Annotated in this window: 10 protein-coding genes; 3 read left to right on the top strand and 7 right to left on the bottom strand. The window is 72.6% G+C overall.

Annotated features, from left to right (window positions below; all coding sequences use genetic code 11):
* Positions 1-87: 87 nt before the first annotated feature.
* The 4 genes from FNH05_RS04530 to FNH05_RS04515 form a co-directional block, all read right to left on the bottom strand.
* On the bottom strand, positions 88-2,346 hold the full coding sequence (locus FNH05_RS04530; protein WP_144585986.1) for a heavy metal translocating P-type ATPase: 2,259 nt from the start codon (positions 2,344-2,346) through the stop codon (positions 88-90).
* Positions 2,347-2,401: 55 nt separating this feature from the next.
* Positions 2,402-4,366 carry a bifunctional copper resistance protein CopD/cytochrome c oxidase assembly protein gene (locus FNH05_RS04525; RefSeq protein ID WP_246127530.1) on the bottom strand — a complete coding sequence of 655 codons (1,965 nt, stop codon included), beginning with the start codon at positions 4,364-4,366 and terminating at the stop codon, positions 2,402-2,404.
* A gap of 58 nt (positions 4,367-4,424) precedes the next feature.
* Positions 4,425-4,823: a zf-HC2 domain-containing protein gene (locus tag FNH05_RS39985; protein ID WP_144585985.1), complete on the bottom strand. Its 399-nt coding sequence runs from the start codon at positions 4,821-4,823 to the stop codon at positions 4,425-4,427.
* Positions 4,824-4,892: 69 nt separating this feature from the next.
* On the bottom strand, positions 4,893-5,633 hold the full coding sequence (locus tag FNH05_RS04515; protein ID WP_144585984.1) for a zf-HC2 domain-containing protein: 741 nt from the start codon (positions 5,631-5,633) through the stop codon (positions 4,893-4,895).
* 62 nt (positions 5,634-5,695) lie between these two features.
* On the opposite strand from FNH05_RS04515, the gene sigC reads away from it, so the two are divergent.
* Complete coding sequence (gene sigC, locus FNH05_RS04510; RefSeq protein ID WP_144585983.1) at positions 5,696-6,262, top strand: RNA polymerase sigma factor SigC; 567 nt, start codon at positions 5,696-5,698, stop codon at positions 6,260-6,262.
* 15 nt (positions 6,263-6,277) lie between these two features.
* Here sigC and FNH05_RS04505 read toward each other — a convergent pair whose 3' ends face one another.
* From FNH05_RS04505 to FNH05_RS04495, 3 genes are read right to left on the bottom strand one after another with little or no spacing between them, the layout of a single operon-like run.
* Complete coding sequence (locus tag FNH05_RS04505; protein WP_144585982.1) at positions 6,278-7,048, bottom strand: ABC transporter ATP-binding protein; 771 nt, start codon at positions 7,046-7,048, stop codon at positions 6,278-6,280.
* Complete coding sequence (locus FNH05_RS04500; RefSeq protein WP_144585992.1) at positions 7,045-8,112, bottom strand: FecCD family ABC transporter permease; 1,068 nt, start codon at positions 8,110-8,112, stop codon at positions 7,045-7,047. The genes FNH05_RS04505 and FNH05_RS04500 overlap by 4 nt, the downstream gene beginning before the upstream one ends.
* Before the next feature lie 2 nt (positions 8,113-8,114).
* Positions 8,115-9,122, bottom strand: coding sequence for an ABC transporter substrate-binding protein (locus FNH05_RS04495; protein ID WP_246127529.1), 1,008 nt, complete (start codon positions 9,120-9,122; stop codon positions 8,115-8,117).
* A 193-nt stretch (positions 9,123-9,315) separates the two neighbouring features.
* Here FNH05_RS04495 and FNH05_RS04490 point away from each other — a divergent pair, with 193 nt between their 5' ends.
* Together FNH05_RS04490 and asnB are read left to right on the top strand one after the other, a co-directional pair.
* The gene (locus tag FNH05_RS04490) at positions 9,316-10,683 is read left to right on the top strand and encodes an MFS transporter (RefSeq protein ID WP_144585981.1); all 1,368 of its coding nucleotides are present in this window, start codon (positions 9,316-9,318) and stop codon (positions 10,681-10,683) included.
* Between the two features lie 15 nt (positions 10,684-10,698).
* Positions 10,699-12,516, top strand: a complete 1,818-nt coding sequence (gene asnB / locus FNH05_RS04485) for an asparagine synthase (glutamine-hydrolyzing) (RefSeq protein ID WP_144585980.1) — start codon at positions 10,699-10,701, stop codon at positions 12,514-12,516.
* The last annotated feature ends 7 nt before the right edge of the window (positions 12,517-12,523 follow it).

The following is a 12,523-nucleotide window of genomic DNA, read 5'->3' as shown; positions in this document are numbered from 1 at the left end:
GTTGCCGGCCAAGCAGCAACGGCCGGCAACCGCGCACCACGACGAGCTCGCCCCCATGCTCGATCATCGGTAAGGTTCAGCGGCACTTCAGTCGTGCTTCTCCTTCTCGCCGGAACCGTCGAAGGACCGAAGCCGCAGGCTGTTCGAGACCACCAGTACCGAGGACAGCGACATGGCCGCGCCCGCGATGAGGGGGTTGAGCAGGCCGGAAGCCGCGAGCGGCAACGCTGCCACGTTGTAACCGAATGCCCATGCCAAGTTGCCGCGGATGATCCGCAACGTGCGGTCGGCGAGGCGGATGGCGTCCGGGACGACGCGCAGGTCGTCGCGGACGAGCACCAGGTCGGCCGAGCGCAGCGCGATGTCGCTGCCGTGGGCCACGGCCATGCCGAGGTCGGCGGTGGCCAGTGCCGGCCCGTCGTTGATGCCGTCGCCGACCATCGCGACCCGGGCACCGGTGGCCCGCAGCGCCTCGATCTCCCTGGCCTTGTCCGCGGGCAGCACCCCGGCGCGGACCTCGTCGACACCGATCTCGGCGGCGACGGCCCGAGCCGCGACCTCGTGATCGCCGGTGAGCAGCACCGTCCGCAGTCCCTGCGCGCGCAGCGCGGCCACGGCCGCGGCGGCGGAGGGCTTGACCAGGTCACGGACCTCGAGCATCCCCGCGACCTCTCCGTCGACCGCGACCAGTACCGGCACGGCCCCGGCCGCCTGGGTGGTGCCGACGTGCCCGGCGATCTCCTCCGAGAGTGCTATCGAGCGTTCGCCGAACAGGCGGGGACTGCCGACGAGGACGACGTGACCATCCACAGTGGCCTCCGCGCCGAGGCCGGGCAGCGCGGTGAACGCCGAGACCTCGGGCAGTTCGGGCAGTTCTGCCCGTGCCGCCTCGACCACCGCCGCGGCGATCGCGTGCTCGGAGCCGGACTCCGCGGCGCCGGCGAACCGGAGCAGGTCGCCGCGGCTGCGCCCGGCCGCCGGGTGGCAGCCGAGGACGGTCATCCGGCCGGTGGTCACGGTGCCGGTCTTGTCGAGCACGACCGTGTCCAGTCGCCGGCTCGCCTCCAGTGCGTCCGGTCCCTTGATCAGAATGCCCAGCTGGGCGCCGCGGCCGACCCCGGCCATCAGTGCGGTGGGAGTGGCCAGGCCGAGCGCGCAGGGGCAGGCGATGATCAGCACCGACACGGCGGCGGTGAAGGCGTCCCGCACCGGGTGCCCGGTCAGCAGCCACCCGCCGAGCGTGAGCAGGGCGAGCACGAGCACGACCGGGACGAACACCGCGGAGATCCGGTCGACCAGCCGCTGCACCGAGGCCTTCCGCGCCTGTGCCTGCTCGGCGAGCGCGGTCATCTGGGCGAGCTGGGTGTGGGTGCCCACGGCGGTGGCGCGCACCACCAGCCGGCCTTCGCGGTTCACCGAGGCGCCGATCACCCGGTCGCCCGGTCCCGCCTCCGCGGGTACGGGCTCGCCGGTGACCGCACTGACGTCCACGGTGGACCGTCCGCTCTGGACCATGCCGTCCGCGGCGAACGCCTCACCTGGCTTGACGACGAACAGATCGTCCACGGCCAGCTCCCCCACCGGAACCATCCGCTCGGCACCGTCGCGCAGGACGCGCACTTCCTTCGCGGCGAGCGCGTCCAGGGCGGCCAGCAGGCCCGCGGCGTTGCGCCGGGACCGGCTCTCGAAGTAACGACCGGCCAGCAGGAAGGTCGTCACGCCGGCTGCGACGTCGAGGTAGATCGCGTCCGCGCCGGCCGCGGTCGGCCCGAACCCGACCCAGTAACCAGGCTCGTGGCCGCCGAACAGCGTGACCCAGGCCGACCAGGAGAACGACGCCAGCACCCCCAATGACACCAGAGTGTCCATACTGGACGAACGGTGCCGCAGGTTCCGCAGTGCCGCGCGGTGGAACGGCAGTGCCGCCCAGAACACCACCGGCACCGCGAGCGCCAGGCACAGCAACTGCCAGCCGGAGAACCGCAGTGACGGCACCAGTGCGAGCGTGATGGACAGGTCGCCCAGCGGCACCGCCAGCAAGGCGGCGACGATCAGGCGGCGGCGCAGGTCGCGTACCCGCGTCAGGGTCAGGTCTTCGTCGTCGTCCTCGCCGCGGACCCGGGCGCCGTAGCCGGCCTTGCGGATCCGTTCGACCAGCAGGTCGTCGCCGAACCCGGCGGGGACCTGCACGGTGGCGCGCTCGGTCGCGTAGTTGACCGAGGCGCGGACGCCGTCGAGCTTGTTGAGGCTGCGCTCGACCCGCGCCGAGCAGGCGGCGCAGGTCATTCCGGTCACGGCCAGCTCGACCGTGCGAACCTCTCCGGTGACCGGGTCGGCGATTGTCATGCGTTTCTCCATGGATGAACCAGGGCCGGGGTTGGTGGTGGGGCCGGGCAACTCGTCAATCTCGTCGTGACGCCAGTTGCGCGAGCATCGCGTTGTACGCCTCGAGTTCGCCGTCGCCCCTGTGATCGGCTTGGCGCGCGTGCCGTTCGTCGACCCGCGCCCACTGCACCAGCAGGGCGACCACCATGACGACCATCGGGATCTCCCCGCTGGCCCAGGCGATGCCGCCGCCGAGCCGCTGGTCGGCGACCAGGTCACCGGCCCACGGCAGGGCGAGGTAGTGGTAGTAGGTGTAGGCGATCACCGTCTGCCTGCTCATCAGGATCACGCCGAAGAAGGCGTGGAACGGCATCACCGCGAAGAGCATTCCCAGCCGTGCCAGGTGCGGCAACCGCCGCGGCGTCCGGTCGGCGCCGACCACGACCCAGGCGAACAGGTAGCCCGACACCAGGAAATGGACCTTCATCAGCTGGTGCGCCCAGTGGAACAGCATGGCCTCGCCGAAGAGAGGCGAGAAATAGAGCGCGTAGAACGATCCCGCGAACAGGACCGCCGCCACCGCGGGGTGCGCGTAGAACCGCGTCACCGGGGCGTGCAGCAGCGAGACAATCCATTCGCGGACGCCAGGGACGTCGCCATGCGCGCCCGCAGGCAGGGCGCGCAGGGCGAGAGTGACGGGCCCGCCGAGTACCAGCAGCACCGGCGCGAACATGTTCAGCGCCATGTGCGTGACCATGTGCAGGCTGAATGTTCCCGGCGCGTACACACCGAGCCCGGACGAGGTGACGACCAGGACGATCGCCCAGCCGGCGAGCCAGGCGGCCACCCGGCCCGGCGGCCAGTGGTCACCACGGCGCCGCAGCCGCCGGACCCCGAGCAGGTAGGCGGTCACCGCGAACACGGCGGCAGGCAGGAACACCAGGTCGGGACGCCAGGCGAGAACGAGACGGGAAAGCGTCTGAGGCGCGTCGAGGCCGTAGCCGAGCAGAGTTTCCTGAACCGTGGCCGGATGGTTGACGAACGCGGGCGGGACGAGCACGGTCAGCGCCGCCGATCCCCCGGTGCCCAGCGCCAGCAGGAGCAGCTCCGCCACGACCAGCCGGAGGCCGGACCGGCGGCGCCGCCACGCGGCGACACCGAATCCGGCGGCGAGCAGCAGCGCGGTCTCGACGGCGAGGACGAGACCGTATCGACTGACCAGCCCGTCCGGCCGTACCAGCACGAACCCGGCCATCGCGCCCGACACGGCGGTCACCACGAAACAGGTCATCGACAGCCGGTGGTAGCGGTGCAGAACGAGGCCGGGCACGGCGGGCGCGCGCCGCAGCCTCGCCAGCAATGCCACCAGCGCGCCCAGCCAGGCGCTCGCCGCAGGCACGTGCCAGAACATCGCATTGGTCGCCAGGTCGTGCCCGGCGCCGACGGACGCGTGCCCGGCGGCCACCAGCGGCAGCAATCCCGCCCCGGCGGCCACCGCCGCGGCGACCACCGTCCGCCAGGCCATCGCCGACCAGGCCAGCGCCGTCGCCACGGCCGCCGCGACCACGACACAGAGCCAGGCTTTGGGCTCTTCGGCGGCGCTCAAAGTCGGCAGGAAGACCTCGGGCCGCAGCATCCGGGACACCGGCAGGCCCGCGGCGGCCGCCGCCGAGAACGGCACGGCGGCGAGCGCGGCGGACAGCCAGCAGGCCGCGCTGCCCGCGGCGAACCGGCACGCCGCGTACGCGTCGGCCGACAGAGCACCACCGCGCCGCCCGGGCGCGACGAACGCGGCGAACACCAGACCACCGAAGCACCCCGCGGCGGCCGCGTCGGCCGCGAACCGGACGACGGCGAACCCGTAGGTTGTCAGTGGGCCCGGATCGGAGTTGCCCAGGGGCGCGTAAACGTCGCCCGCGGTCGCGACGACGAGCAACAGCAGGGCCAGCCCGGCCACCACCGCCGTCACGACCACGGCGCGGAACCGGGACGTCTTCACCCCCCAGGGGTCGGACCGCACCCGGCCCGGGTTCCGGGGCATGAGATACATCACAGGCCGAAAGACGTCGGGCGGCCGCGATGCCCCGTCCCGCCGGTCACTATCCTTTGAGGACGGTGGGACGGCATCGGCACGAGTCGCCTTCCTGGCAGCCGCAGCGGCAACCGGAAGGACAGCCGCACGGCGCGGAACCCACGCCCCAGAGGACGTTGGGCTCCGGAACGCACGCTGGGCGGGCCCCTGCGGGTACGGCTCGCGCCGTCTCAGCCACCGCGCCCCGGACTTGTCTGTCGAAGGCCTCGAGCAGTGAGGGCGCGAGGTCGGGGCAGGGCACGGCGTGGCGAATCCGCAGCAGGCGGGTCACCGCGACCGTCCGAGCCGCGGCATCCCGGCACGCCGGGCACAGCGCGAGGTGGCGCTCGGCGGCGACCTCCTCGGCTGGCGATGCCTGACCGTCCACTATGGCCGACACCGTCTCCCAGCAGCCTTGACAGTCCACATCGGAGGAGTCGGACGGGACGCCCGGCCGGTTCCCGGCGACCTCGCCCGGTGACCGGCCGGTCCGGGTTCAGGCCGCACGGCGGCCGGTCGGCCGCTGCGGGAACCGCCGCCGGTGCGGCCGGTCCCCTGTCGCGGCCGCCGGCGCGCCGGGCGCGGTCGTGTCCGAACCGTCCGAACCGCCCGGAGCGTCCGGAGTGGTCAGGCGGTCGGCCGACGGCGGCGCGGGCGAGCGGGCGTGTTGCCTGCGCACCGCGAAGAGCAGGGCGACTCCCACGACGACCAGCCCGTGTGAGCCCACCCGGTCGAACGCGACGTGCCCGGCCGACAGGTCGACACCGGAGACGATGCCGAGCACCAGCACGAACCCGGCGAGCGCGGGCAGCAGCCCCGCGGCCGTCGCGGGACGCAACGCGGCCCACAGCAACCCGATTCCGATGGCGACGTTCCACGCCGCGCTCTCGTTGCCGAGGTGGACCGCGGCGGCGAGCCCGACGTGGCCGACGTCCGTGCCCAGCAGCTCGGCCAGACCGAGCCCGCTCTGCACGAGCGCGACCAGACCCAGCGCCAGCCGCAGGCCCCACCGCTGCGGCCGCGGCGCCGGCACCTCGGCCAGGATCCGCGCGGTCAGGTCCGGCACCCGGGGTGCTTCCCGGACCACGGTCGCCCGCCGCAGGGCGGACGCCCGTTCCTGCCACGCCCGGCACGCCGGGCAGACGGCCAGGTGCCGATCGAGAATCGCGTCCGGCACCGCCGGCCGCTCGCCGTCGATCCGGGCCGAAATCGACTCGCGCATTTCGGAGCAGCTCATATTCCCATAATCGTCCACCGGGCGGTCCCGATTCCGATGGGCTTCGGCTACCGTGTCCCTTCGTGACCTTCGGAAGGGACCGCGACGACGAGCGGACCACCACCCTCGCGCTGGCCGCGGCCCGCGGCGACCAGCACGCCTTCGAGGAGTGGGTTCGCGCGACCCAGGCCGACGTGTGGCGGTTCGTGGCCCACCTCACCGACACGACCGTCGCGGACGACCTCACCCAGGAAACCTACGCCCGCGCGGTCACGGCGCTGACCCGGTTCGCCGGCCGCTCCTCGGTGCGCACCTGGTTGCTGTCCATCGCGCGCCACGTCGTCGTCGACCACTTCCGCGCCCGCTCCGCGCGGCCCCAGACCACGGACCAGGACTGGGAAACCGTCGTCGAAGCCGAATTCGCTCGCCGCGCCCGCCGCGGCTTCGAGGACCTCGTCGAGCTGGGGCTGCTCCTGGAGGGGCTCGACCCCGAACGCCGCGAAGCCATCGTCCTCACCCAGATCCTCGGCTACTCCTACGCCGAAGCCGCCGAAGTCTGCGACTGCCCGGTCGGCACCATCCGCTCCCGCGTCGCCCGCGCCCGTGAAGACCTCCTCGCCGCACGAGACCAGCGCGACAGCGCCGTGTGATACTCCTGGTACTTCTCAGCCGCGCAGTTCCCGCAGCAGCACGCGAGGCCGCCCGTCGACCGGGTCGGAAACGAGGCTTCCGTCCACCGCGAACACGTCACGGAAGACCGCCGGGGTGAGCACCTCGGCAGGCGGCCCCGCGGCGGCGATGGTGCCCGCCTTGATCGCGACGATCGTGGTGGCGTACCGGGCCGCGAGGTCCAAGGTGTGCAGCGCCGCCAGGACGGTCACGCCGAGCGAAGCGACGAGGCTCAGCGTGGACATCTGGTGCGCCGGGTCGAGGTGGTTGGTCGGTTCGTCCAGCACCAGCAGTTCCGGTCTCTGGGCCAATGCCCTGGCCAGCAGTACGCGCTGCCGCTCACCACCGGACAGAGTGGACAGTGGCCGGTCGGCGATACCGGTGGCGCCGGTGCGCTCCAGTGCCTGCGCGACGATCGCCTCGTCGGTGGCGCCGAGCCGGTCGAAGGCACCGAGGTGCGGGTAGCGGCCGAGCCGGACCGCTTCGCGCGCGGTGAAGTCGTAGCCGCCCGGCGGGTCCTGGCCGAGCACCCCGACCCGGCGCGCGACATCGCGGTGCCGGGCCGCCCACACGTCCTCGTCCCCGAGTAGCACGGTCCCCGCACGGGGCCGCAGCGCCCGGTAGACGGTTTTGAGCAAAGTGGACTTCCCGCTGCCGTTCGGGCCGATCACGGCGACGAACTCGCCCTGGGCGATGGTCAGCGTCGCGTGGTGGACGGCGGGCAGTTCGGTGTAGCCGGCGGCGACGCCGTCGAAGACCAGTTTCACGACAGGCCCACCGTTCCGGCCGCGCTGCGGCGCAGGACGACCAGGAACAGCGGCACCCCGACCGCGGCGGTGAGGATGCCGATCGGCAGCTCGGTCGGGGCCAGCAGCAGGCGCGCCGCGGTGTCGGACCAGACGATCACGAGCGCGCCGAGCAGGGCGGTGACCGGCAGCGCGCGGCGATGGTCCGCGCCGACGAGCAGCCGGGTCAGGTTGGGCACGATCAGCCCGATGAACCCGATGCTGCCGGACACCGCGACCACGGTCCCGGTCAACAGCGTGACCACGACCAACAGCATCGCACGGGCACGCGCGGCGTCGAGGCCGAGTGCGGCGGCGCCGTCATCGCCGAGCACCAGCAGGTTCAGGCGCCCCGCGCCCGCCGCCGCCAGCACGACCAGCACCAGAACCACGGCCGCACAGGTCAGCGCGAGCGGCCACTGGGCGCCGGCCAGGCTGCCGAGGATCCAGAACAGGATCTGCTGCTGTGCGTCGACATCCTTGGTGCGCAGCAAAAGGAACGAGATGACGCCTGCCAGCAGTTGGCCGACGGCGATGCCGCTCATCACCATCCGGCCCGCCTGGATCCGGCCCGCGGTGCGCGAGATGCCGAACACGACCAGCGCGGTGACCACCGCACCACCGAACGCGGCCAGCGGCAGGGTGAGCAGCCCGGCGACGCCGACGCCGAAAGTGGTCAGCACGAGCACCGCCCCGACGCCGGCGCCGGAGGTGAGCCCAAGGACAAAGGGCTCACCCAGCGGATTGCGCACCATCGCCTGGGTCAGCAACCCGGCCACGGCCAGCCCGGCGCCGACGAAAACACCCTGCAGCACACGCGGCACGCGCAGGTTCCACACGATGAAATCGAACGGTCCCGGCGCGCCGCCTCCGGCGAGGTGCGCGCCCACGATGGACGTCACTTCACCGGGCGGGATGGACACCGGCCCGAGGCCGACGGCGGCCAAGGAGGACACGACAAGGGCGGCCGCCAGCACGACCAGCACCGCAACGAGCGGAATCCCGCCGAGCAGGCCGCTGCCGCGAGGCCGGTACCCACGCGCCATCGTCACTTGTGGAGTGCCTCGGCGATCTTGGCCACGGCCTCGCCGTTGAGCACGCTCGGCGAGAGCAGGATGCTCTGCGGCACCACGGCGAACCGGCCTTCGCGTACCGCCGTGGTGCCGGCGAGCACGGGGCTGCTGCGGATCGAGTTCAGCAGGTCGTCGTCGCCGCCGGGTGAGAACCCGGAGATCACGACGATCGCCTGCGGGTCACGCCTGACGACCTCTTCAGCGCTCAGACTGGCGAAGTCCTGAAGGGCGTCCTCGGCGATGTTCCTGCCGCCGGCCAGGGCGATGACGCCGTTGGCCAGACCGGTGCCGCCCTGGACCATCACCGGCCGCCCGGCGGCCGGCGGGGCGGACAGGGCCAGGACCCGCATCGGCGTGCCCGAGGTGCGCTTCGCCGCGTCGATCGATGCGGTGATCTGGGCGACCAGTTCGGCGCCGCGCTGCTCGACACCGAAGACCTTCGCCGCCTGCAGGATGAACGCGGTCGTCGAGGACAGGTCCTTCACCGCGGAGCCCTTGGCGGCGTCGCAGGCGACCAGGGACTCGGCCCCTGCCTTGGCCAGCTGGGCGACCGTCGGCGTGCCGTCGAAGCCACCGAAGCTGTAGCCCGAGATGCCGACCACGAGGTCCGGCTTGGCCGCGATCACCGCCTCGGCGTTGCCCTGCCCCGGGTCCAGCACCGGGATCTTCGCCAGCTTCGCCGCTTCCTCCCCGGTGAAGGCCTTGAAGAAGTCCGGCGCGGCGGTGCCGACGATCCGGTCGGCGACGCCAAGACGTTCCAGGATCGCCGCCGCGCCACCGTCCATTGTGACCACTCGCCGGGGCGGGGAGGACAGCCGCGGCGGTTCCGGGCAGGCCGGCGCCTTCGGGTGCCCGCCCATGCCCACGGAGCTGGGAGCGGCCGGTGAAGACGCCGCGGCGGGCGAGGCCGGATCGGCGCCACCACAGGCCGAAAGTCCGAAAAGGACAGTGACGGCCGCCACCGTCCAGCGCAGTGCTCTCACCGGGTTTCTCCTCGAGCGGTTGTCGACGTAGGTCGGAACAGTCGTCGCAGGGATCGCTGAGGAAGTTCCCCCGCCGTTCCCGGAAAGGTCAGTGAGTCAGCTCACAGGAACCTGTCCGGAACTCACACGATCGAGTGGCCGACTTCTGCGTTCGAGCCCGAAGTTCCGGGCCGCGCTGGGAGGACTTTTCGCGATGTCGTCACGCTCGCATTCGCCCGGACCGCCCGAGGTGGACCGCTGGCCGCTGGTCGCGGCCGGTGGGCTCGTTTCCTTCGTCGCCATGCTCGACATGAACATCGTCAACGTCGGGCTGGCCCCGATCTCCCGTGACTTCGGGATCTCGCCGGGTGCCGCACAGTGGGCCGCGCTGGCTTACCAGTTGCCGGTGGTCGCGTTGCTGGTGCCTGCCGGGAAATGGCTGGACCAGGTCGGGCTGCGCCCCGCGCTGCTGGCCGCACTGGCGGGGTTCACGATGTTCAGCCTGTCCTCCGCACTGTCGCCGTGGCCCGCGTGGCTCTTCGTTTCCCGCGCGGGGCAAGGGATCTTCGGCGCGGTGCTGTTCGTACTGATGCCGGCGATCGCCGCCAGGTCCGTGCGCCCCCAGGCGCGTGGCCGCGCGATGAGCGTGCCCGCGACGCTCGGTCCGCTCGGTGCCGTGGTCGGCCCGGCCGCGGGTGGCCTCCTGCTGGACGCGTTCGGCTGGCGCGCGATCTTCCTGGTCAAGATCCCGTTCTGCGTTGTGGCGTTCGCGCTCGCGCGGCGGCACGCGCCGGCCGGCGGTGCACTGCGCGGCCCCGATCGCCGGGCCGCGCTGGACGGCGGCCTGGCCGCCGCCGCGCTCACCTCGGTGCTGCTGGCCCTGACCTTCGGCGGGAACGACCCGCGCTGGCTACTCCTGCTCGCCGCCGCGGCCGTGCCGTTCACTTTGTGGCTCAAGGGATCGGGCGCCGAACCGGTGCGTGGCCTGCTGCGGGACCGCGGTCCGGGCCGGGTCACGCTCGCGGTGCTGGCGCTGGCCGCCGCGTTCGGCGCGATGAACTACCTCGTCGCACTGCACCTGCAACGCAGCGACGGGATCAGCGCTGCCGCGACCGGGCTGACCATGCTGGCCTTCTCGGCGGCGATGGCCGTGTTCGGGCCGGTCGGAGGGAAGCTGGCCGACCACTGGGGTGCGCGCCGCACCACGGTCACCGGCGCCGCGCTGACGGCGGCCGGTCTGCTCCTGTTGCTCCCGTTGGGCACCGGCTGGCATCCCGCCGACGTCGCGTGGCGGCTGGCCCTCGCGGGCGCCGGAATGGGTCTCTACGGCGGCCCGGCCCAGCTGCTCGCGCTCACCTCGGCCGCCCCGGAGCGGATGAACACCGCCGGCGCGGTCGTCCAGCTCGGCCGCAGCCTCGGCTTCACGCTCGGCCCGGCCCTGGCCACGACCGGGTGGGCACTCAGCGGCTACGGGGCGAACGTCCTGCCCGGGCTCGTCCTCGCCGCCGTCGCCGCCTGCGCGGCGGTCCCCCTGCTCGCGTTCCGCCCTGCCGCAGCCACTGCGACAGCGACCCGTTCCTGACCGAAAGGAGCACCCATGTGTGGAATCACCGGCTGGGCCTCCCACCACCGGGACGCCAACGCCCTCGCGCCCGTGCTGGACGCCATGACCGCCACCCTGGCCCCGCGCGGCCCCGATGCCGCGGGCACCTGGCTCGGGACCTCGGCCGCGCTCGGGCACCGGCGGCTGTCGGTGCTCGACCTCGAAGGTGGCCGCCAGCCGATGACGGCGGGCGGTGTCGTCCTCAGCTACAGCGGCGAGGTCTACAACCACCATGAGCTACGGGGCGAGCTGCGCCGCCGCGGGCACGAGTTCCGCACCCGCAGCGACACCGAGGTCGTCCTGCGCGCCTACCAGGAGTGGGGCACCGAGCTGGCCGCGCGGCTGCACGGCATGTTCGCCTTCGCCGTGTGGGATGGGCCCCGGCAGCGGCTCGTGCTCGTGCGTGACCGGCTCGGCGTGAAACCGCTGTTCTGGGCCGAGATCGACGGCGGGCTCGCGTTCGCCTCCGAACCCAAGGCGCTGTTCGCCCACCCCGAACTGGAACCGAGGGTCGGCGCCGACGGCCTCCGCGAGGCCTACAGTCTGCTGTTCTCGACCGGCGCCACGCTCTGGCGGGGTGTCCGGGAGGTCGACCCGGGCGGCATCGTCGTGCTGGACCGGGACGGCATCACCGTAACCCGGTACTGGCAGCTGGAAGCGCATCCGCACACCGATGACCGGGACGCCACGATCGAGCGCGTCCGCGAGCTCGTCGGCCACGCGGCGCGTACCCAGGTCGAGGCCGACGTCCCGGTGTGCAGTCTGCTCTCGGGCGGCCTCGACTCCAGCGTCGTCACCGCGCTGATCGCCGACGAGCTGCGCGCCGAGGGTGGGCGGCTGCGGTCCTATGCCGTGGACTACAGCGACCAGGCCGAGCGGTTCACCGGAGACGTCCTGCGCACCGGTCACGACACGCCGTTCGCCGCCGAAGCCGGCGCGTTCACCGGCACCGACCACTCGACCGTCGTCCTCGACCCCATGGCGCTGCTCGATCCCGCGAACCGCGCGGCCGTCGTCGCGGCCCGCGACTCGCCGATCGGCGTCGGCGACATGGACACCTCGCTCTACCTGCTCTTCGGCGAGATCCGCAAGCACTCCACCGTGGCGCTGTCCGGCGAGGCGGCGGACGAGGTCTTCGGCGGGTACCCGTGGTTCCACAACCCGAAAGCGCTGGCCGCGCCGACCTTCCCGTGGCTGCTGGTCACCGGTGACCAAGCCGCCGTCCCCCTGCACCCCGACGTCGCGGCGAAACTGGACATCGCCGCGTTCCGCGACGACACCTACCGCGACGCCCTCGCCGCGGTGCCGCACCTCGACGACGAAACGCCCGCCGAGCACCGGCAGCGGGAGATGCAGCACCTTTCGCTGACCCGCTGGCTGCGCCAGCTGCTGCACCGCAAGGACCGGCTCAGCATGGCCCAGGGCCTCGAGGTCCGCGTCCCCTATTGCGACCACCGCCTGGTGGAGTACGCGTTCAACGCGCCCTGGGCGCTGAAGAGCTTCGATGGCCGGGAGAAGAGCCTCCTGCGCGCCGTCGGCACCGGTCTCGTCCCGGAGTCCGTGCTCACCCGGCCCAAGAACCACTACCCCACGACCCACCACCCGGACTACAACCGGGGCCTGCAGTCCCTGGCTGCCGAAGCATTGTCCACTCAGGACGATCGCGTCCGGGAAATCGTCGACGAGACGCGGATCAAGCCACTGCTGGACACCCCGCCCGACCGGCTCGAGTGGGGCCACCGGCTGCGCCTGGAGCGCGTCGTCGACCTCGCTCTCTGGCTCGACCACCACAACCCCGCCATCACGCTCTGAACCAGGC

The organism is Amycolatopsis rhizosphaerae (assembly GCF_007713715.1).
Lineage (GTDB): Bacteria > Actinomycetota > Actinomycetes > Mycobacteriales > Pseudonocardiaceae > Amycolatopsis_E > Amycolatopsis_E rhizosphaerae.
This window is presented reverse-complemented; position numbering and strand designations above follow the sequence as displayed.